18 protein-coding genes are annotated in these 21,534 nt (G+C 58.5%); 9 read left to right on the plus strand and 9 right to left on the minus strand.

The genetic code is table 11. From position 1 onward, the window contains the following. Positions 1–170: 170 nt before the first annotated feature. On the minus strand, positions 171–1,163 hold the full coding sequence (locus M0412_RS04215; RefSeq protein ID WP_269699726.1) for a hypothetical protein: 993 nt from the start codon (positions 1,161–1,163) through the stop codon (positions 171–173). Positions 1,164–1,273: 110 nt separating this feature from the next. On the opposite strand from M0412_RS04215, the gene M0412_RS04220 reads away from it, so the two are divergent. From M0412_RS04220 to M0412_RS04230, 3 genes are all read left to right on the plus strand, one after another. Beyond that, positions 1,274–1,855: a nitroreductase gene (locus M0412_RS04220; RefSeq protein ID WP_269699725.1), complete on the plus strand. Its 582-nt coding sequence runs from the start codon at positions 1,274–1,276 to the stop codon at positions 1,853–1,855. After that, positions 1,855–2,466, plus strand: coding sequence for a flavin reductase family protein (locus tag M0412_RS04225; protein WP_269699724.1), 612 nt, complete (start codon positions 1,855–1,857; stop codon positions 2,464–2,466). Before M0412_RS04220 ends, M0412_RS04225 begins: the two co-directional genes overlap by 1 nt. A 112-nt stretch (positions 2,467–2,578) precedes the next feature. Beyond that, positions 2,579–3,733, plus strand: a complete 1,155-nt coding sequence (locus M0412_RS04230; RefSeq protein ID WP_269699723.1) for a DUF2336 domain-containing protein — start codon at positions 2,579–2,581, stop codon at positions 3,731–3,733. Positions 3,734–3,956: 223 nt separating this feature from the next. Here the strand turns inward: M0412_RS04230 and M0412_RS04235 are convergent, their stop codons facing one another. Beyond that, positions 3,957–4,382 carry a hypothetical protein gene (locus tag M0412_RS04235; protein WP_269699722.1) on the minus strand — a complete coding sequence of 142 codons (426 nt, stop codon included), beginning with the start codon at positions 4,380–4,382 and terminating at the stop codon, positions 3,957–3,959. Positions 4,383–4,488: 106 nt separating this feature from the next. Between M0412_RS04235 and M0412_RS04240 the strand changes: the two genes are divergently transcribed. After that, positions 4,489–4,944: a GNAT family N-acetyltransferase gene (locus M0412_RS04240; protein ID WP_269699721.1), complete on the plus strand. Its 456-nt coding sequence runs from the start codon at positions 4,489–4,491 to the stop codon at positions 4,942–4,944. A gap of 255 nt (positions 4,945–5,199) precedes the next feature. Here the strand turns inward: M0412_RS04240 and M0412_RS04245 are convergent, their stop codons facing one another. Then, entirely contained in the window at positions 5,200–6,438 is a 1,239-nt protein-coding gene (locus M0412_RS04245; RefSeq protein WP_142840034.1) for an AI-2E family transporter, read from the minus strand. A 231-nt stretch (positions 6,439–6,669) separates the two neighbouring features. On the opposite strand from M0412_RS04245, the gene M0412_RS04250 reads away from it, so the two are divergent. Next, the gene (locus M0412_RS04250; RefSeq protein ID WP_269699720.1) at positions 6,670–8,403 is read left to right on the plus strand and encodes an ABC transporter ATP-binding protein; all 1,734 of its coding nucleotides are present in this window, start codon (positions 6,670–6,672) and stop codon (positions 8,401–8,403) included. Between the two features lie 37 nt (positions 8,404–8,440). Here the strand turns inward: M0412_RS04250 and M0412_RS04255 are convergent, their stop codons facing one another. Together M0412_RS04255 and M0412_RS04260 are read right to left on the minus strand one after the other, a co-directional pair. After that, on the minus strand, positions 8,441–8,668 hold the full coding sequence (locus M0412_RS04255; RefSeq protein ID WP_142840032.1) for a hypothetical protein: 228 nt from the start codon (positions 8,666–8,668) through the stop codon (positions 8,441–8,443). A 198-nt stretch (positions 8,669–8,866) separates the two neighbouring features. Then, a complete protein-coding gene (locus M0412_RS04260; protein ID WP_269699719.1) occupies positions 8,867–9,382 on the minus strand; it encodes a VOC family protein in 516 nt (171 codons plus the stop codon). Between the two features lie 172 nt (positions 9,383–9,554). Here M0412_RS04260 and M0412_RS04265 point away from each other — a divergent pair, with 172 nt between their 5' ends. The 3 genes from M0412_RS04265 to M0412_RS04275 all read left to right on the plus strand — a co-directional run bounded on the left by M0412_RS04265 (position 9,555) and on the right by M0412_RS04275 (position 12,669). After that, positions 9,555–10,880: an Nramp family divalent metal transporter gene (locus M0412_RS04265; protein ID WP_269699718.1), complete on the plus strand. Its 1,326-nt coding sequence runs from the start codon at positions 9,555–9,557 to the stop codon at positions 10,878–10,880. 404 nt (positions 10,881–11,284) lie between these two features. Continuing rightward, positions 11,285–12,289 carry a hypothetical protein gene (locus tag M0412_RS04270; RefSeq protein WP_269699717.1) on the plus strand — a complete coding sequence of 335 codons (1,005 nt, stop codon included), beginning with the start codon at positions 11,285–11,287 and terminating at the stop codon, positions 12,287–12,289. Further along, positions 12,286–12,669, plus strand: coding sequence for a hypothetical protein (locus M0412_RS04275; RefSeq protein ID WP_269699716.1), 384 nt, complete (start codon positions 12,286–12,288; stop codon positions 12,667–12,669). Before M0412_RS04270 ends, M0412_RS04275 begins: the two co-directional genes overlap by 4 nt. A gap of 294 nt (positions 12,670–12,963) precedes the next feature. On the opposite strand, the gene M0412_RS04280 is transcribed toward M0412_RS04275, so the two are convergent. The 4 genes from M0412_RS04280 to M0412_RS04295 form a co-directional block, all read right to left on the minus strand. Then, positions 12,964–16,782: a vitamin B12-dependent ribonucleotide reductase gene (locus M0412_RS04280; RefSeq protein ID WP_269699715.1), complete on the minus strand. Its 3,819-nt coding sequence runs from the start codon at positions 16,780–16,782 to the stop codon at positions 12,964–12,966. 840 nt (positions 16,783–17,622) lie between these two features. Further along, complete coding sequence (gene gpt, locus M0412_RS04285) at positions 17,623–18,120, minus strand: xanthine phosphoribosyltransferase (protein ID WP_046798460.1); 498 nt, start codon at positions 18,118–18,120, stop codon at positions 17,623–17,625. Positions 18,121–18,429: 309 nt separating this feature from the next. After that, positions 18,430–19,275, minus strand: a complete 846-nt coding sequence (locus M0412_RS04290; protein ID WP_269699714.1) for a universal stress protein — start codon at positions 19,273–19,275, stop codon at positions 18,430–18,432. Between the two features lie 205 nt (positions 19,276–19,480). Next, the gene (locus M0412_RS04295) at positions 19,481–20,272 is read right to left on the minus strand and encodes a competence/damage-inducible protein A (protein WP_269699835.1); all 792 of its coding nucleotides are present in this window, start codon (positions 20,270–20,272) and stop codon (positions 19,481–19,483) included. Positions 20,273–20,549: 277 nt separating this feature from the next. Here M0412_RS04295 and wrbA point away from each other — a divergent pair, with 277 nt between their 5' ends. Then, on the plus strand, positions 20,550–21,149 hold the full coding sequence (gene wrbA / locus M0412_RS04300; RefSeq protein WP_142840026.1) for an NAD(P)H:quinone oxidoreductase type IV: 600 nt from the start codon (positions 20,550–20,552) through the stop codon (positions 21,147–21,149). Positions 21,150–21,534: the final 385 nt, after the last annotated feature.

Consider the following 21,534-nt stretch of genomic DNA (forward strand, 5'->3'; position numbering starts at 1 on the left):
CCGTTTTCGTTTGTGGGGGAGGGGCGCTAAAAGCTCTCTGCACGTCATCCTCGGGCTTGACCCGAGGATCCATTCTCACCGCCGAACTGTGGATCCTCGGGTCAAGCCCGAGGATGACGCGGAGTGTGATGGGATTTCAAGGCACTTCGTCTCTGAACAGGCAGCGAAACCTACTCAAAATCCCCGGTCATATCTTCCGGCGCCTGATCCTTCATCAGCACTTCCACATCGGAATCCCGACCGGACGTAACCTTGAAGTTGCGCTGGAAGACCTTGTCCTTGTTGCGGGCGATGGCGGTATATTCGCCTTCCGCCAGCACCATGGTTGAGAAAGCGCTCACACTTTCATTCACCACGTCGCCGCCGCCGTTCAGCACCGACCAGGCCGTATCGGCGATCGCTTCGCCGCCTTCTTCAGAGACGAGCTTGAGGGTAATCTGCGCTGCCTGATGCTGCAGGGTCGCTTCGGTGAGCTTGCCGGCTTCCACCTGGATATCGGCGCGCACCACTGCATTGACGTTGCCGTATTCGGAAACGACGTGATAGGTGCCGGCGTTGAGGCGAACGACGGTATTGGGCTTGATGTCGGCCATCACCAGGCCGCGCTCGCCATCCGGGCGGGCATCGGAGGAGTAGACCGAGAATTTCAGCTGGTTGCCGGAGATCTGCTTGTCGGACCCCGCAACTGCATTCAGCACGAAACCGCCGGCATCGAGAATCAGCACCTGCTTCTGGACGTTGCCTGATGTCGGAATATTGAGTTTCTTGGTGACGCCGGCGCGGCCGAAGGCGACGTTGACGAAATATTCGCCGGGCACCAGATGGAATTGCGCCGAGCCGCCCTCCGAGCTTGCCAACATCGGCAATTTGCCATCGGCACCTGGAATGGGGCTGAAGACGCGCCAGGACAGGCCTTCCTTCACCGCTTCACCGCCGCTCGTCAGCTTGGCTTCCATGGCGATATCGCGGGCGGTGCTTTCCGGGGCATTGGGTGCTGTTGGGGCAGTGAAAGCGTTGAGCTTCGGCATTTTCGGCGTGCCGCCGAGCTGCTTGAAGTCTTTAAAGGCGTCCTGCGAAAAAGCGGCTTGTGATAAAACGCCGAGCGCGGCGCACGCAATGGCCAGACGTGTCGCGAATTTCGCCGCGAATTTGATTGCCGACATTTTCGATACCGATTGACTTCTTGATTTTCCCGGATCACTTCAAAACCAATGCCATGGCTATTTCAAGGCCCATAATTTCGCGATGACAGCAGAATGGAAGATTTTTGATCATGACTAGCGATATCAAGCTCCTCGACTACCTCAAGGTTCGCCGCTCCACGCCCGCTATGCAGCTTGCCGAGCCGGGGCCTTCCAAGGGGCAAATCGAGGAAATCCTGCGCCTTGCCGTGCGCGTGCCCGACCATGGCAAACTCGCCCCCTGGCGTTTCGTGGTTTATCGCGGTGAAGATCGTGTGCGTCTCGGTGAGACCGCGCTCAGGATCGCGCTTGAGAAAAACCCGGAACTGGACCTGCAGCAGCAGGATGCCGAGCGCACCCGCTTTACCCGCGCGCCTGTCGTCATTGCTGTCATCAGCACCGCCAAGCCGCATTTCAAGATCCCGGAATGGGAACAGGTCATGTCGGCCGGCGCTGTCTGCCTCAATGTCATCTTCGCCGCCAATGCCAACGGTTTTGCCGCGAACTGGCTGACGGAATGGCTTGCCTTCGATCCGGCCTTTCTGGCGGAAATCGGTGTCAGCGCCGAAGAGAAGGTGGCGGGTTATATCCATATCGGCTCGACGACATTCCCGCCGGTGGAGCGGCCGCGTCCGGAGCTTGCCGATATCGTCACCTGGGTTGGGGACGTCTGATGTTCTACACCACCGACACCAACCGGCATGGCCTGCCGCATGACCCGTTCAAGGCCATCGTTGCGCCGCGGCCAATCGGCTGGATCGGCTCGAAGGGCAGGGAGGGCGTGCTGAACCTCTCGCCCTATTCCTTCTTCAACGCGATTTCGGATCGGCCGAAGCTTGTGATGTTTTCCTCCAGCGGCCGGAAGGACAGCCTGCGCAATGTTGAGGAGACCGGTGTTTTCACCGCCAACCTCGTCAGCCGCCATTTGATCGACCGGATGAATGCCTCTTCTGCAGCGGTTGCTTACGATGTCGATGAATTCGCCCTTGCCGGGTTGACTGCCGTTGATGGGAAGGTGGTGGATGCGCCCTTTGTGGGCGAGGCGCTGGCGGCACTGGAATGCCGCGTGACCCAGATTCAGCAATTGAATGATATCGATGGAAAGCCGTCGGAGTCGTGGATGGTGATCGGTCAGGTCATGGCGATCCATATTGATGATGCGATCATTCGCGATGGCCGCATCGACATGGGGCTTGCGCGCCCCGTGGCGCGCATGGGTTATATGGACTACTGCGATGGCGGCAGCGATGTATTCCAGCTGCAGCGTCCCTCTACTGCGCCGTAAATATATTCCTTCGCCGGCAAGGGTTAAATTTTATGGTGAACCAAACGTAAACCATTTGCGCCTAGAGTTTTATACATGGTGGCGGCGATGATGCCGTCATCCATTGTTGCGAATGTGTTTCGAGGCTCAGGTGATCGTACAGGCATTTCTTCGCTGGTCTGAAAAGGCTGGATCGACCGAGCGGGCGAAAGCCGCCAATGCTCTTGGCCGTGCCTATCTGCATTCCGACATGGCGCGGGAAAACCGCGACGCTGCCTATATGGCGATGACCTATCTGCTCGACGACCCGTCGCCGCGTGTGCGGCTGGCGCTTGCCGAGGCGCTGGCGGATGCCGATGACGCGCCGCGTGCCATTCTCGTTTCCCTTGCCGAAGACCAGCCGGAAATCGCCTGCACGGTGATTGCCCGTTCGCCCGTCCTCACCGAAGCCGATCTGGTTGATCTTGCCGGGCGCGGCGAAAGCCTGACGCGCGCCCTCATCGCCGCAAGGCCGGGCCTGCCGCGCGGGGTTTGCGCGGCGCTTGCCGAAGTCGGCGATCTCCCGGAAACCATCATTCTTCTCGAGAATAACGACGCCTTCATCACGCCGTTCTCGCTGCGGCGCATTGCCGAGCGTCATGGCTGCGACGCCGATATTCGCGATCTCTTGCTTTGCCGTGAGGCGCTGCCTGCTGATGCGCGGCATCTGTTGATGGCGCGTGTCAGCGAAGCTCTGGCGGGCTCGGCGCTGGTTCATGCGCTCATCGCACGCAACCGCGCCGACAGTATCTTCCGCGAGGCGGAGGATTCCGCCACCATCCTCATTGCGGCAGCCGTTTCGTCGCCCGAACTGCCGGCGCTGGTGGAGCATCTGCGCCAGAGGCTGGAATTGACCCCGGCGCTGCTCATCCACGCCGTCTGCTCGGGCCGGCTGGAATTCTTCACGGCGGCTATAGTCAACCTCTCCGGTCTCGAAGACCGCAAGGTACGCGCCATCCTGGCAACCGGGCGGCCGCATGCGTTGAAGGCCCTGTTCCAGTCGATCGGTCTTTTCGGTGACGCCGTCGATGTCTTCATCGAGGCGACGCTGATGTGGCGGCGCGCCGCCCGCTCGCAGCTTTCAGAGGCGGCCGCTTCCGTCTCTGCCGAGTTGCTGGCGCATTTCCGCAACGTCAACGGTTCCGAAACGTTGTTCGAACTGCTGCATGCCGTGCGCAAGCTGGCGATTGCGGAAGAACGGCAGAAGGCCCGGTATTATGCCGAGGCGCTGACGGTTGAGGCTGCGTAACGTCCGGTTTTCCGCGGGTGCATCCTCTCATCCTCATTCCTGTGCTTGTCACAGGAATCCAGCCAGCCCAAGTCCCTGGGCTGAAAAGACTCCTTCCGCCGCGCGGACGCGCGTCGACTGGATTCCTGTGACAAGCACAGGAATGAGGGCAGTGGGCGCTTTCCTCTCACAGGAAACCTCTACATTGCAGCTGGAAAGAAAGCGGACGGGACATTTCCCGCAATCACTTATCGAACCGCTTTGCGATCCATGAATAGCTGTTTTCAACCATCCTCACCGGTGTTCCCAGGAAATGTTTTATGCCTTCGGTGGAGGGCAGGATACGGCCGACGCGGCTGATTGCCTGTTTGGTGAGGCTTTCCTCTTCCTTCGGCGTAACCGCTGCCGTTGCCTGCGGTGTCGTATCAGTCGGTGCCGTCGCTGCAGGGGGCTGCGTGCCGGCCGTCTGCGGCGTCTGTTCGCCCGGTGTCTGGCAAACGGCCACCACGACCGGGTAGGAGGCATTGGCGTAGCGCTCCAGCTCCTTTTCCGAGACGGCGTCGCAAAGCTCGATGCTTGTCCAGCGCTGCTGCGAGGTGGCAAGGTAATGGCAGTCGGTGGCGCTGTCGTCGCAGCCAAGGAAGGTCATGAGAACGAGGGCTGTTTTCATGGGGTGTGTTGCCTCTGTCGGGAATAATGCTCTAGAAACTCATCTATCCGGATTGCAGTGACATTACGACGAAATACGCATTTTTTGAGAGAAAGCAGGCATCGCATTGGCCACCGAAATCAAACTTGAAACACCCCGGCAGGAAGCGGTTCTGCGCCTTATCGACCTTTCCAATGCCTATATGGCGTCACTTTATCCCGCCGAGAGCAATCATCTGGTCGATATCGGCCTGCTGGAGAAGGACAACGCCTCGTTTTTTGTGGCGCGCCATGAGGGGCGTGTTGTCGGATGTGGTGCGCTGGTGGAGGCGGGCGATGGTACGGCGGAAGTGAAGCGCATGTTCGTTGATCCCGACGCGCGCGGATTGCGGATTGGCAAGCTGATCATGGATACGCTTGTTGCGCGTGGCGTCGAACTTGGCCTTACCGCCATCCGGCTCGAAACCGGCATCAGCCAGCCGGAAGCGATCAGCCTATACCGCAAGGCGGGGTTTGTGGAAATCGAGGCCTTTGCGCCCTACAGGCCGGATCCGCTCAGCATGTTCATGGAAAAGGCGCTTTAGGGCGAAGGCATGGATTGGCCGGATGGACCGGCGACGGTGACGTTTAAGACGTCGCCATAACATCCGCCCACGTCACCCCGAATTAGAGCCGCGGTTCAGCGCGGACCAGTTCTTGATCGCGATAGACTCTTTTCACGGCGCAGACGCGCCGTGACTGGATGCCGGATCAGGTCCGGCATGGCGGAGGAGAGGTGAACGATCGTCGTCTGCCATCCGGCGTTTCAGGCAATCGCCCTTCGCCGCAGGTTTCAGCAATTAAAACGCCGCTTTTCGAAACGCCGTCGTTTCGTCGCTTTCGTCTTCACGCGAGATGGCATCGGCGACCGGGTCGTCCTGCGTGGGCGGTGGGGGCGGGGTCTCGGTGCTTACGGCGGCGGAGATTTCCACTTCACGCACCCATTCGCGCCAGATTGCCACCAGCAGCGCCATCAGCACCGGGCCGATGAACAGGCCGAGGAAACCCATGGTCTTGACGCCGCCGACGAGGCCGAAAAAGGTCGGCAGGAAAGGCAGCTTGATGGGCCCGCCCACCAGCTTCGGACGAATGGTCTTGTCGACGATGAAAAGTTCGACCGAACCCCAGACGAACAGCGCCAGACCGTAAGCCGGGGAGCCGCTGGCAACCAGATAGATTGACACGAGCGTAAATGAGAGCGGCGCGCCGCCCGGAATGAGCGCCATGACGCCTGTCAGTACGCCGAGCGTGACGGGCGAGGGCACGCCGGCGATCCAGTAGGCGATGCCGAGGATGATGCCTTCGCCGATGGCGATCAGCGTCATGCCCGTGACGGTGGAGCTGATCGTGGCGGGTACGACGCGGGAAATGCGCTCCCAGCGTGTCGGCAGGATGCGTTCACCGACGAGATCGACCTGGCGGGAGAAGCCGGCGCCGTTGCGATAAACGAAGAACAGCGCGATCAGCATGAAAAGCAGGGTAAGGACAAGGTGGAAGGCACCGTTGCCGGCGGCAAGGATCGCCCTATAGATATTGCCGATATTGGCGCCGCTGACGAGCTGTATGACTTCACCGATGGCGCCCGGGGTGCCGATATATTTCACCCATTGTTCGCTGAGCCACGGGCCTATGCCGGGCAGCGCGGCGATCCAGTCCGGTACGGGAGCGCCCGCCTTGTTGACGTGCACCGCCCAGCCGAACCATTCGCGGATTTCGCTTGCCGTATACGAGGCGGCGATAAAGATCGGCACCACGAGAAAGGTAAGGATGAGGACGATGGCGATGGATGCGCCGAGTGTGGTGTTGCCGCCCACCTGCCGCAGAAGCCGCGTATAGACCGGCCAGCTGGCAAAACCGATGACGAGGGCGGCGAGAACCGGAACCAGAAAGCCGTGGAAGAAATAGGTGCCCGCAAGGGCAACGAGAACGAGCAGCCAGCGCGCAGCCGAGATGGGCGGGATCAGGGCGATCCGCGTCGGACTGGCGGGACCAAGCCATCTCGGTTCGCCACTCTGCTTACGACTGTCATTGTTACTCACGGCAGGCTCTTTCTCGCATTCTCCCCCGAAGGGATGCATTCACTCTGTCACACCGATACATATAAGTGCAATATAACCCGATCACATTACCGTTGTGTGTTTATTGCCGAAGCTATTGAACGATTTTGGTAAAAATAGAACATCGGTCTTGGCGCGCGCATTGAAATATGACAATTGAACTCCCGTTTTCTGCGGCGCAAATTTTGCCGCACCCGCTCTCCAGGTCATGCCATGCTTCGCCGTTTCTTCGCCTATTATCGTCCCTATCGCGGTCTCTTCATCCTCGATTTTTCCTGCGCGGTCCTGTCGGGCGTGCTCGAACTCGGTTTTCCCATGGCGGTGAAGGCCTTTGTTGACGTGCTTTTGCCGGGCGGTGAATGGGCGATCATTCTTGCAGCCTCCGTGGGCCTGCTGGTCATTTACGTGCTGAATACCGGGCTGATGGCGACAGTCACCTATTGGGGACATATGCTCGGCATCAATATCGAGACCGACATGCGGCGTCTGGCCTTCGATCACCTGCAAAAGCTCTCCTTCCGTTATTTCGACAACCAGAAGACCGGCCATCTGGTCGGGCGGCTGACCAAGGATCTGGAAGAGATCGGCGAGGTGGCCCATCACGGGCCTGAGGATCTGTTCATCGCCATCATGACCTTCATCGGCGCGTTCCTGCTGATGATGTCGGTCAATGTGCAGCTGGCGCTCATCACCGCCGCCGTCGTGCCCGTCACCGCCTGGGTGACCAGCCGTTACGGTGGCCGCATGACGCAGAATTTTCGCGCGCTTTACGGCCGGGTGGGGGATTTCAACGCCCGCATCGAGGAAAATGTCGGCGGCATGCGGGTTGTGCAGGCCTTTGCCAATGAGGACCACGAACGCGCGCTGTTCGAGAAGGACAACCAGAAATACCGCCGCACGAAGCTCGACGCTTACAAGATCATGGCCGCCAGCACCTCGCTGAGCTATATGAGCATGCGCCTGACGCAGATGATCGTGATGATCTGCGGCGCGTGGTTCGTCATCAATGGCGACCTGACGGAAGGCGGCTTTGTAGGCTTCCTGCTGCTGGTCGGCGTGTTTTTCCGCCCGGTGGAAAAGATCAATTCGGTCATCGAGACCTATCCGAAGGGCATTGCCGGTTTCCGCCGGTTCACCGAGCTTCTCGACACGGCGCCGGATATTGTCGATGCGCCCGACGCAATCGAGGCGCCGGCACTTTCCGGCAGCATCGAATATCGCCATGTCGGTTTCGCCTATGCCGAGGGCAAACAGGTGCTCGCCAATATCGACCTGAAGATCAGCGCCGGCGAGACGGTTGCCTTCGTCGGGCCTTCGGGGGCGGGAAAGACGACGCTCTGCTCGCTTCTGCCGCGCTTTTACGACGTCTCCAGCGGTGCGATCACCATTGACGGCATTGATATCCGCAAGATGAAACTTGCCTCGCTGCGCAACCAGATCGGCATCGTGCAGCAGGATGTCTTCCTGTTCGGTGGCACGATCCGCGAGAATATCGAATATGGCCGGCTTGGCGCCTCTGACGAGGAGATCATGGATGCGGCGCGGCGTGCGCGGCTGGATGGCGTGATCGAGGCCATGCCGCTCGGGCTCGACACCGTCATCGGCGAACGCGGCGTCAAATTGTCCGGTGGGCAGAAGCAGCGCCTCGCCATTGCCCGCATGTTCCTCAAAAACCCGCCGATCCTCATTCTGGACGAAGCGACCTCTGCGCTCGATACGGAAACCGAGCGGGCCATCCAGCAATCGCTGACGGAGCTTGCCAAGGGGCGCACGACACTTGTCATCGCCCACCGGCTGGCAACGATCCGCGATGCCTCGCGCATTGTGGTGGTGGACCAGACCGGCATCGCCGAAACCGGCGCCCATGCCGAACTTCTGGCTGCCAAGGGCCATTACAGCCGGCTGCATGAGGCGCAGTTCAGCGGGCACCTTGCGGGCCTCAGCTGAGCTGATTGCGAGCGGCGCTTCCCTGCGCCGCCGACGCCTATCCGCCGTTTTCCGCTGCCTGCTCCTCGACGATGCCGGGATTGGGTTCCGGCTTGCCGGGATGGCTTGTGACGAGATAACCCATGGCGACCGCGGCGGCGACCACGAACAGCAGCACGATGCCGCTGATTGTCATCAGCCAGTCGCGCGGCCTTCTATGTGCCATGATATATCTGGGCCATCGCCTCGGATGGTTCACCAGGCTGAATTTGCTGCCGTCTCGCATGAACTTCCCCGGAATTGGATTGCTTCTCTGGAGATCAACGCAGGCGCGTGTGCCGCTGTTCCGTAACGGCAGGGGCAGGGGTGATGACAAGGCCGTGAGGGCCGTTACCTGAACGGCATACCTTCGTCATCGAAGGCCGGGCATCGAAGACGGAGTGATGCGCCGGCCATTCTTCAATCCACAATGCATGCTGCCGGATCAGGCGGATTGCACCGCGATGCGGTTTCCTTCGCTATCGGAAATTTCGGCGACGAAGAGATTGTCATCGACCGGCGTTTTGGGAAACAGGATTTCGCTGCCCTGCTGCACGGCTCTCTCAAGCACATCGTCAATGTTTTTCACGCCAAGATAGATGATCGCCCCGTCTTTCGTCGGAACGTAGGTCTCTCCCTCGGCAAGCGCGCCGCTTGCGCCATCCTTGCCTTCCTCGAAGGGGAAATAGGCCATCCTGTTGTCGTGGATCGTGACGATCTCCGCAAAGCTCACATCAAAAACGGCGCTGTAGAAACGCATCGCCCTTTCAATCTCAAGCACGGGAATTTCGACATGGGCAATCAGGTTCACGCGGTTGCTCCTTCTGGAATATCTCTGACCGGTATCGGCGATCCGTGTACACGCTACGACATCGATGCTGTCAATGGTCAGGTGCAATCCGGACGCCTGGCCGCCTGACGGCCGGCCCCTCAAGGCGCGGCTGATGCTGTCGGCTTTCATGCCGCGGCTTCCCGTCGATACAAGGGCATCCGGCGTGGCGATCCCGACGACGCAATACCCGGCAATCTTTCGCGATGGCGCAGGCGCCTAAAAGCCCGCTTGCCAGCCCATTCCGTTTATGCGAATGATTTGCAATTGCATAAACAGAATCTCCCAATTGAAAGTTCTTGGAATGGACAAGCCAGTCTTTGGATGGCGGCGGAATGGCGACGATCTGTCGTTGTCCGACGTACACGGTTCGATCAAGGTCAAGCCGAATGCCGGCACGTTTCGCCGGGCGATGGCCTTTTTCGGGCCGGGATATCTCGTTGCCGTCGGTTATATGGATCCCGGAAACTGGGCGACATCGCTCGCCGGCGGCTCCAAATTCGGCTATACGCTGCTCACCGTTGCACTGGTTTCCAACATCATGGCGATTGTCCTGCAATCGCTCTGCGCCCGTCTGGCGATTGCTTCCGGCCGCGATCTCGCCCAGGCCTGCCGTGATGCCTATCCGAAGCCGGTGGCGATGCTGCTGTGGGTGCTGGCCGAAATCGCCATTATCGCCACCGATATTGCCGAGGTCATCGGCACGGCCATCGGCCTCAACCTGATTTTCGGCATTCCGCTTGAACTCGGCGTTCTCATCACCGCGCTTGATGTGTTCCTGATCCTTTATCTGCAGAAGCTCGGTTTCCGCTGGGTGGAGGCGATGGTCATCACGCTGCTTGGCGTTATCGCCGTGTGTTTCGCCATTCAGGTGGCGCTTGCCGACCCCGACTGGGGGCAGGTGATCCTCGGTTTTGCACCGACGACCGAGATCGTCACCAATCCGGACATGCTGTATCTGGCGCTCGGCATTCTCGGCGCCACCGTCATGCCGCATAATCTCTATCTGCATTCGGGCATCGTGCAGACCCGTGAAATCGGTGAAACAATTGCCGAAAAACGCGAGGCCCTGAAATTCGCGACGCTCGATTCCACTATCGCGCTGATGTTCGCCCTCACCATCAACGCCTCGATCCTCATCCTTGCGGCAGCGACCTTTCACAAGACGGGGCAGACCAATGTCGCCGAACTCGGCGAAGCGCATAATCTGCTCGCGCCGCTTCTGGGTCTTGCCATTGCGCCAACGCTGTTCGGCGTGGCGCTTTTATGCTGCGGCATCAATTCCACCGTCACGGCAACACTTGCCGGCCAGATCGTGATGGAAGGGTTTCTGAAGATGCAGCTCGCCCCCTGGCTGCGCCGCCTCATCACCCGCGGCATCGCCATCATCCCGGCTGCGGGCGTCACCATCTTTTACGGCGACAGCGGTACGGCGGAACTCTTGATCCTGACGCAGGTGGTGCTTAGCCTGCAACTCTCCTTCGCCGTTTTCCCGCTGGTGATGTTCACCTCCGACAAGGCCAAGATGGGTGCACTTCGCGCGCCGCTCTGGCTCTCGGCGTTTGCGTGGCTGATTGCGGTGGTGATTGCGGCGCTGAATGTGAAGCTGCTGCTGGATTTTATGGGGTGAGGAAAAAAAGAGCTGTCGCGCTTTTTGAGGCTCGCCCCGCGCAAGCGTACGGGCGTCTGAGACGTCTCATGATGCTAATCTAAATTTGGATTTTAAAAGCTTAACTGAACAAGGTTTAGCTGCTCTGCAGCCAGCCGAAGATATATTCGAAGCCGGTTAGCAGAAATTCTAAATTATCGGTTTTCTATACATCGAAATCGGAAAATATTCAAGGAGTTGACCGATAACGCAATTTGTGGTTTTAAATATTTATTATCGAATAAATATAATTAGATATATTGTATGTCTGAATTTCAGTTTATTTTCTTCATGCGATTGTAATATTTGATTTTTTTATGATTTTTCTGCGAAATGTTAGTGGGTGCGATATGCGGTTTTGAGTTTTTCGACTCTGGAGTGTAACTATGACGAAGATCACTTACGAGCAGCTCCGTGCGATGGTCATGGATGTGACGGTTAGTGAAAAGACAATTGCAACATACCTGACTTCTGAAACAGGTGGGACTGCATTTCACCCGATTATTAGACCGGACCCATTGAAGGTGGAGATATCCGAGGGCGCGCAGTTTGAAATTGCTAGCGCTCTTGATTGGGCAAATGGGTTTTGCCGGGGACGGCGCGAACGGATATTCAAATCGCGGGTCGATACCGCTCGAAAGCCCATACTTGTTTCCGAGGGCGATAGTTGGTTTCAGTTTCCTTTCTTGCTGGAAGACGTGATCGACCAACTAGCCCCCGATTATGTGATTTCTAGCCTTGATGCCGCTGGAGACACAGCGAGAAACATGGTCTATGGCAGTAAGGAGTACATGCCCGAATTGCTGCGCCTGAAAGGCAAGAATGTGAAGGCATTCTTGTTTTCCGCAGCAGGTAACGACGTCATAGGCTCTGACGAATACGGGCGCTCTGTTCTGCTGCAACTGTTGAATGACTATTCGCAGGGAAAACCGGCGAGTTGGCACATCGATTGGAGTAAGTTGCGGAAAGTCTTACAGACCCTTGAAGAGGCCTATCGGGAAGTTGTCAGCACGATCAGACGAGATCGCGACTTTGCCAAACTTCCCATCATTATTCACGGGTACGACTACGCGATACCCGGTGGGTTTCCAGGCGACAAACGTAATCCCACGTGGGCCAAGAAAGATCAGTGGCTTGGCGCCCCTATGAAGGGCAAGAAGATTGTCGATCATGCTCTTCAATGCGAGATCATTGAGATATTGATAAATGAGCTTTACGAGATGCTCAAAAGGGTCGCAGGAGATTCCAGCAGTTCGTATGTTTTTCTCGCCGACATTCGAAAAAAAGTCCCCCCAAATGAATGGGCAGACGAAATTCATCCGACCGATCGCGGATTTGCGGAGGTTGCCAAGGTATTCCGACAGACGCTTAAGAAGGCTGGTGTGCGATGAGCGAAGCATTGGAAACTCTGTTCCATATGTCTGTTGCTGCAGATGCGAAGTGGACCCCTCTCTGTGAAATCAAGAAGGGACAAAAATACAAATTCTCAGCGCAGGGAACTTGGATCGATTGGTACATAAACACCGATGCGAATGGCTACGATCGGTTTTGGCTTCGACCGTTCGCTGCAAAGAAGCGAGCGCCCAAAGAAAAGTGGTTTGCCCTTATCGGTGCGTTGGATCAAGACGAGTCGACGGCTTTTCTCATTGGAAGTGAAAAAATATGGGTTGCTCCACGAAGTGGACAACTTTGGTGTTTCGCCAACGACATGCCTTCCAAGTATGGGAACAATAAAGGCGCGATCACGGTTATCGGGTCTCTCTCCAAGTAGGAGAACGCCCCTCGAAATCTTTTGAACCCTGCCTCTTGTCGTGCTGACTAGTCACGCGCGTATGGTGCCCGGCTTTATCTCGCCGGACTTCTAAGCTTGCCCCCGGCATTCCTTAAAACTCTGGCCCTTTGGTTTTCATAAATAGAACCAGGCGTCAAAACGCCTGATTCTATTGCTTCTTTCCTAAGGCTTAGTCGCCGAGTTCCCGCTTCGTTTTTTTCATCTGGGCAGAGGTTGTTCCTGGAATAATCCAACCAGACGGGCATCCGGAAAGCCTCTTCTTGAATGGTCTTATTAAGAGCACCCGCTCGTCGCACCGCAGGTATCGCACTTCTCGCAGGTGCCGTTCCGCACCATCGTGAAGTTCTGGCATTCCGAGCACATGTTGCCCGTATAGCCCTGCGCGATCGAGCGCATGCGGCGTTCGTTTTCCACCTTCTTGGCTTCCGCCTTGGCCGATGCAGCGTCTGCGGCGGCCTTGTCGGAGAAGAGGGCGGTGGCGGTCTGCTGGGATTCCTGAACCACTTCGTCGATCACTTCTTCGGCGATCTCTTCGGCCAGTTCCTTGGCGCGCTCTTCATAGTCCCGCTTGAAGGAGACGATTTCGGAGGTTGCGATGGCGACCGTCGGTTCCAGCTTGCGGGCAGCGGAGCCGGCAAAGGAGGTGACGTTGGCGGAGCCACGGGCGGGGGTGGCCGTTGCCGAGCCCTTCGGCTCGGAAGACGAACGTTCGCCGCCATTGCTGGAAACCAGCGTCGGCTTGTAACCGCGGGTCCAGCCGGTGGAAACGAGGTTGGTCTTGCCTTCCTGGATGCCCTTGCCCAGTGCCGTGTTGGAGAAATCCGACGTATCGACATGGGCCAGATCGTGGCGGCCGAGATAGGAGACGGCGAGTTCGCGGAACACGTAGTCGAGGATCGACGTGGCGTTCTTGATCGCGTCGTTGCCCTGCACCATGCCGGCCGGTTCGAACTTGGTGAAGGTGAAGGCCTCCACATATTCTTCCAGCGGCACGCCATATTGCAGGCCGAGCGAAATGGCGATGGCGAAGTTGTTCATCATTGCACGGAAGGCGGCACCTTCCTTGTGCATGTCGATGAAGATTTCGCCGATGCGGCCGTCACCGAATTCGCCGGTGCGCAGATAGACCTTGTGACCGCCAACGGTTGCCTTCTGGGTGTAACCCTGACGGCGGTTCGGCAGCTTTTCACGCTCGCGCGAGACACGCTCGATGACGCGTTCGACGATCTTTTCGGTGATCGTCACGGCCTGCTGGGCGAGCGGCTGCTGGATCAGTTCTTCGACGAAATCTTCTTCGTCGTCATCTTCCACCAGCGAGGCGTTGAGCGGCTGGGAAAGCTTGGAGCCATCGCGGTAAAGGGCGTTGGCCTTCAGCGCCAGCTTCCAGGAGAGCATGTAGGCCGCGCCGCAATCTTCCACCGTCGCATCATTCGGCATGTTGATCGTCTTGGAGATCGCACCCGAGATGAAGGGCTGTGCCGCCGCCATCATGCGGATGTGCGATTCGACCGAGAGATAACGCTTGCCGATCTTGCCGCAGGGGTTGGCGCAATCGAAGACCGGCAGGTGCTCGGCCTTCAGGAACGGTGCGCCTTCCAGCGTCATCGCGCCGCAGACGTGAACGTTCGCAGCTTCGATGTCCTTCCTGCCGAATCCGAGATGCTCGAGCAGGTTGAAGCTCATGTCGGAGAGCTGCTCGTCGGAAACCTTCAGCGTGCCCTTCAGGAAGTCTGCACCCAGCGTCCACTGGTTGAAGACGAACTTGATGTCGAAGGCGCTTTTCAGCGCGGCGTTGACGGCTTCGATCTTCTCATCGGTGAAGCCCTTGGCCTTCAGCGTCGAGGGGTTGATGGCCGGCGCCTGGTTGAGATTGCCATGGCCAACGGCATAGGCCTCGATCTCGGCGATCTGGCTTTCGGAATACCCAAGCGAACGCAGGGCATCCGGAACCGCGCGATTGATGATCTTGAAGTAACCGCCACCGGCGAGCTTCTTGAACTTCACCAGCGCGAAGTCGGGCTCGATGCCGGTCGTGTCGCAATCCATCACGAGGCCGATCGTGCCTGTTGGCGCGATGACGGTGGTCTGGGCGTTGCGGTAGCCGTGCTGTTCGCCAAGCGCCAGCGCCTTGTCCCAGGCGGCTGTTGCGTGGGCGATGAGGTCCTGATCCGTGCAATCGGCATGAATGAGCGCGACCGGGTTGACCGACAGGCCCTCATAACCATCCGACAGGCCATGGGCGGCGCGGCGGTGGTTGCGGATGACGCGCAACATGTTGTCGCGGTTCGGTGCAAAGCTCGGGAACGGGCCAAGCTCGCCGGCCATTTCAGCCGAGGTTGCATAGGAAACACCGGTCATGATGGCGGTGAGGCTACCTGCAATGGCGCGGCCCTCATCGCTGTCATAGGGAATGCCAGACGACATCAGGAGGCCGCCGATATTGGCGTAACCGAGGCCGAGCGTGCGGTATTCATAGGAGCGCTCGGCGATCTGGCGCGACGGGAACTGCGCCATCATCACGGAGACTTCGAGCACGACGGTCCACAGGCGCACGGCATGTTCGTAATCGGCGATATCGATGCGCTTCGTCTTGGCATCCTTGAACTGAAGCAGGTTCAGCGAGGCAAGGTTGCAGGCCGTGTCGTCAAGGAACATATATTCCGAGCACGGGTTGGAGGCGCGGATCGGGCCTTCGGCCGGCGAGGTGTGCCAGTCGTTCATGGTGGTGTTGAAGTGCAGGCCCGGGTCAGCCGATGCCCAGGCGGCATGGGAAATCTTTTCCCAGAGATCGCGGGCCTTCAGCGTCTTCATGACCTTGCCGTCCTTGCGGGCGGTGAGGTTCCAGTCGCCGTCATTTTCGACAGCGCGCAGGAAGTCATCCTTCAGCGAGACGGAGTTGTTGGAGTTCTGGCCCGAAACCGTGAGGTAGGCTTCCGAATCCCAATCCGTGTCGTAGGTCTTGAACTGGATGTCCTTGTAACCCTGTTCGGCGAACTGGATGACGCGCTTGACGTAGTTTTCCGGCACCATGTCCTTCTTGGCAGCGCGGATTTCGCGCTTCAGGGCAGGGTTCTTGGCCGGGTCGAAGCAGTCACCATTGTCAGCTTCGCAGTTGACGCAGGCCTTCATGATGGCCTTCAGGTGCTTGGCGACGATCTTGGAGCCGGTCACGAGGGCGGCAACCTTCTGCTCCTCGTTCACCTTCCAGTCGATATAGGCTTCGATATCAGGGTGATCGGCATCAACGACGACCATCTTCGCTGCGCGACGGGTCGTGCCGCCGGACTTGATGGCGCCGGCTGCGCGGTCGCCGATCTTGAGGAAGCTCATCAGGCCTGACGACTTGCCGCCGCCGGAAAGCTTTTCGCCTTCGCCACGCAGATAGGAGAAGTTGGAGCCGGTGCCGGAGCCGTATTTGAACAGGCGCGCTTCACGCACCCACAGGTCCATGATGCCGCCTTCATTGACCAGATCGTCTTCAACGGACTGGATGAAGCAGGCATGCGGCTGCGGATGTTCGTAAGCGGATTTGGACTTGGTCAGCTTGCCGGTGAAGGGGTCGACATAGAAATGGCCCTGGCCCGGACCATCAATGCCATAGGCCCAGTGCAGGCCGGTGTTGAACCATTGCGGGGAGTTAGGGGCGACGCGCTGGGTGGCGAGCATGTAGGCAAGCTCGTCGCGGAAGGCGAGCGCATCTTCTTCGGTGGAGAAATATTTGCCCTTCCAGCCCCAATAGGCCCAGGTGCCGGCCAGACGGTCGAAAACCTGGCGCGCATCGGTCTCGGAGCCGTAACGTTCGGCTTCGGGCACGTCTTTGAGTGCTTTCTCATCGGCAACCGAGCGCCAGAGGAAGGAAGGAACGTCGTTCTCCTCGACCTTCTTCAGCACCTTCGGCACACCGGCCTTGCGGAAATATTTCTGCGCCAGAACGTCGGTCGCCACCTGGCTGAACTGCGCGGGAACGTCGATATCCGCCAGACGGAACACGATGGAGCCGTCGGGGTTCTTGATTTCACTGACGGCCTTGCGGAAGTCGATCTCCGCATAAGGCGATTGGCCGGGCTTCGTGAAGCGACGTTCAATGCGCATGGTTTCCTGTCCTCGTCCATTGGGCGCCCGGCAAAGGGCGCAAAAATCCGGTCCAGCCGTGCGATGTCTTCGCGCAGCCGGTTGTTGCCGATCTGAAAGGGATGTTCATCCTTGGATGTGATCCCTGTATCTCGTGGCTTATTCGGCTGCAAGCATAGTGTGGAATACTAAATATAGTATCAACAGCTTCCTGCCGCCAGTCCCCGCGTCATGTTTTTGGCGGTTCCCGAAGGCGCGCAGAAACCCACCGGCAAACCGCCCCCTGATGGCCGGGACGCCGCGTCTGGATTAGCGAGCTGAGATTGAAAGGAACCGGCCTCGTTACTTTCCGGTCCGTTGCCGCCGCAACATAACTGTCACTTTCCTCTTGCGGCATAGATTCGTCAAGCCATAGATTGAAACGCATTTTTAACCACAAGATATTGTGTGAAGTGCCTGTGGAAAACGGGGAAAGCAAAAGCTTTCAAAAGAATCAGTCACTTGGCGGGGAAATCTCAAGCCTGTGCGGGGCTGGTTTCCGCAGCGGAAAGCCAAAAACCAGCATTTCCGGGGTGAGGCATAAAGGCGACACTGCGGTTTTTCCGTGTTTTTCCGCTGTCGGCAAAAAGGCCATTTCACACAAAAAAGCCGCCCCGGGTGGGACGGCGAAAGAGTGGATATTGCTGGGGGAAGTCTTGCGCGGTTGGTGCATCCGCACTCCGTCACCCCGGACCAGATCCGGGGTCCAGCGCGATCAAGTCCTTGATCGCGAGAGACTCTTCTCACGGCGCAGACGCGCCGTGGCTGGATTCCGGCTCAAGGCCGGAATGACGGATGAGAAATGGGTTCCCCTGTGGGCAATCAGCCGCGCGATCCCTTGGCGATCGGCTCCTGATAGGTGAAGCCCATGTCCCAGGGAAAATAGATCCAGGTGTCCTGGCTGACTTCAGTGACGAAGGTGTCAATGGTCGGCACGCCCTTCGGCTTGGCGTAAACGCAGGCAAAATGGGCTCTCGGCAGCATTTCGCGCACTTCCAGCGCTGTCTTGCCGGTATCGGTCAGATCGTCAAGCACGAGCACGCCTTCGCCGCCATCCGCGGCCAGTTTCGGGTCGACGCCCTTCAGCAGCACCGTATCGCCCTGATTGACATAGTCATGACGGGTGGCGATGCAGACCGTGTCGATCAGGCGGATGTTCAGTTCGCGGGAAATGATCGCCGCCGGCACAAGGCCACCGCGGGTGATACAGACGATTGCCCGGAACTCTTTATCGAGGCCGGCAAGACGCCAGGCAAGCGCACGGGCATCGCGGTGGAACTGGTCCCAGGAGACGGGAAAGGCTTTATCGGGAAGGGACATGTCGTCTACCATCTGGTCAAAATTGTCGATGGCTTTGGCTAATAGCCGCAAGACCGGCAAAAAGGCAAGCTTTCCGCGTGAGGCGTGTTGTTTGAGCTGGGAGATTGCCACCTGTTTCTTCTCCCCGCCGGGGAGAAGGTGGCCTGAAGGGTCGGATGAGGGGGCAACGTAGCCGAATATCTCTACCCTTGCCCCCTCATCCCGCTGCCGCGGACTTCTCCCCGGCGGGGAGAAGAAATATGCGGCACTCGCTCGATCCATGCGGAATGCTGAGGGGGGGCGGCGGCGCTGTTTGCACCGCATCCATATTTAGCGCGAGAGCAGCGTCATCGCCGTCATGGAATCGAGCAGGGTGCGCGTGACGCCGCCGAACAGCAGTTCCCACCAGCGGGAATGGCCATAGGCGCCCATGACCAGAAGGTCGACGCTGTTATCCGACAGACGGTTTTCGATGGCTGCCTGCGGTGAAATGCCGGCGATCTTTTCCTGCGAGGTCACTGTGACGTTGACACCGTGGCGGGCGAGCGTGGCGGCCAGTTCCGCGCCGGCGAGACCCGACGACTGCGTTTCGCTCTCGGCCTGATCGACGGAGAAAATCTCGACGCTTTCGGCGGCTTTCAGGAAGGGCAGGGCGTCGAAGGTGGCGCGTGTGGCCTCCCGCGAGCCATTCCAGGCGATGAGGACGCGCTTGATCGGCTTGGCGACGGTCAGCACATGCGGCACGAGGAGAACGGGACGGCCACTTTCATAAAGGAAACCGTCAATATCCGAGCGGCTGTCTGACAGTGCCGAGGAGCTGCTCTGGCGGGCGACGATCAAATCGGCGCAACGGGCGCTGTCGATGGCGGATGCGGAGGCGTAACCGACCGATGTGACGAAGCTGCGCCATTCATGCGAGACGCCGTTGGTAGACAGCGTGCGTTCGAAAAGGGTTCCGACATCGGTGGTTTCCTTGTGCGCCACATCCTGCAAAGCCTGCACGGTGGCGGGATCGGGAATTTCCATCGGTGCGACGAGCGGAACGGCGGCCAGCGTTTCCATGTGCAGGCCGATCACATGTGAGGAAAACTGGTCGGCAAGGCTTACCACGAATTCGCCGAGCTTCTGCGTGTTCGATACATTGTCGACCACTGCCAGTATCGTTTTGTAACCCATTTTTCTCTCCTCGGTGACATGTCGTTTTCAGATCGTTCTGGCTTTTCTTCGAATCGCCAGAGGGATCTCAGTCTCTGTTTTGCGTATTGTCCGGACGGAAAAGCTGTTCCGCTTTTCCTGGAAATGCTCAGGGGGGAGAGTGGCCGCCTTTACAGGCCGCCACCTTGATTTTGGTCAAACCTTTTCGTTTCAGGCCTTTTCCTTCTCAGGCGGTTGCATCGCCCTTGCTGGCGGCCAGTTGCTTCTCCTGGCCGATGGTTTCGATCATGGCTGCGACCGCCTCGGTTGCCGCCTTCAGCACGCCGGCGTCGCGGGCGCGCACGACGATCTCCGTCGAAAAACGCTGTCCGTCATATTTCGGGTAGGAGCCGATGCTGGTTTCGGGATGAGCCTTCTGGATGGCCGTCAGCGGCGTGCCGATATCGCCTTCGCCATAGGGGGAGCGCACCGCCTGCGACATGACCTTCGCACCGGTGCGCAAGGTCGGCATGACATTGTCGAGCATGGCCTGGAACACCTGCGGTACGCCGGCCATGACATAAACATTGCCGATGACGAAGCCGGGGGCGACGGAAACGGGATTGGCGATGTGTGCGGCACCTTTTGGCATGCGCGCCATGCGCTTGCGCGCTTCGGTGAATTCCATCTCGCGGACGCGGTACATGTCGCCCAGCAGGCGCAGCGCCTCGGCATCGTGCTCGCAGGGCAGGCCGAATGCCACTGACACCGCATCCGCGGTTATATCGTCATGGGTCGGGCCGATGCCGCCTGACGTAAAGACATAATCATAACGGCCGCGCAGCGCATTCAGCGCCTCGACGATCTGCTCCTCCTCGTCGGCGACGATGCGCACTTCCTTGAGGTCAATGCCGGACATGGTGAGAACATCTGCAAGATGGCCGATATTCTTGTCCTTGGTGCGGCCCGACAGCAATTCGTCGCCGATGGCGAGCATGGCGGCGGTGACAACGGAGGAGGTGGAGGAGGGATTGGACATGGTTGCACTCGTCATCTGTTTCCCCTGACGTTAGCCCTGCTCCCGATGAATGCAAAGCAGTTTTGAAAAAATGTCCTTTTGTAAATGGTTGACATTCCGGTTTTCCGTTCACTCATGGTGAACAGTGCGTATGCCAATCCCCGGCTGGCGGGAGGAGGGGCCGTGGGCTAGGTTTTCGTCACATACATTTGACGGGTCAACGCCGATGATCATCCAGTTTTTGAAAAAGCTTCTGGCCGGTACGCCGGAAACAATTCCAGCAAAGGAAACAAAGAGAATGACGAAGGTTTTGGTACTTTATTACTCCGCTTACGGCCATATCGAGACGATGGCCTATGCGGTCGCCGAAGGCGTCAAGTCCACCGGCGCGGAAGCCGTGGTGAAGCGCGTTCCCGAACTGGTGCCGGAAGAGGTCGCCAAGGCCTCCCATTTCAAGATGGACCAGTCGGCCCCGGTGGCGACGGTGGAAGAACTGGCTGAATACGACGCCATCATCGTCGGCGCCGGCACGCGCTTCGGTACGGTCGCCTCGCAGATGCGCAATTTCTGGGATCAGACCGGCGGTCTGTGGTTCAACGGCAAGCTGGTCGGCAAGGTTGGCTCGGCCTTTACCTCTTCCGCGACCCAGCATGGCGGTCAGGAATCGACCATTCTCGGTTTCATTCCCACCTTCCTGCATCACGGCATGGCCGTTGTCGGGCTGCCCTATGCTTTCCAGGGCCAGATGGGCGTCGATGAAATCAAGGGCGGTTCGCCCTATGGTGCTTCCACCATCACCGATGGCGACGGCTCGCGCCAGCCTTCCGAAATCGAACTCGAAGGCGCACGCTTCCAGGGCGCGCATGTGGCAAAAATCGCTGCCAAGCTCTCTGCCTGATTTTCACGGTTCTTTGAAAAAGAATGCGGCCCAAAAGGCCGCATTTTCTGTTCCGGCATTTTTAATCGCCGGCATCCTCAGGAAAGGATTTTTTAAGGCGGGTCAGATCGGCAGGTTGACCATGAAAAGGCAGCTTGCGACCACGAAGCCGAGCATCGATATTTCTAGAAAACCGTTCAATCCGTCACGCATTTCAATCCTCCTTGTGTCGGGCGAAAAGAGAACGGACAGAGCCTATTGCGGTTCCATAACAGAAGAATGAAATTTAGAGATTTTTAATGCCTTGCCATTCCGCGTGTGGCGAAGGCGATCTGGACGCTTCAGCCCGTGACGACGAAGGCGACGACGAGATGGCCGATGAGGCCGATTGCGAGGCAGGAGAGAA

This window comes from Agrobacterium sp. O3.4 (assembly GCF_041414895.1).
Classification (GTDB): Bacteria; Pseudomonadota; Alphaproteobacteria; order Rhizobiales; family Rhizobiaceae; genus Agrobacterium; species Agrobacterium cucumeris.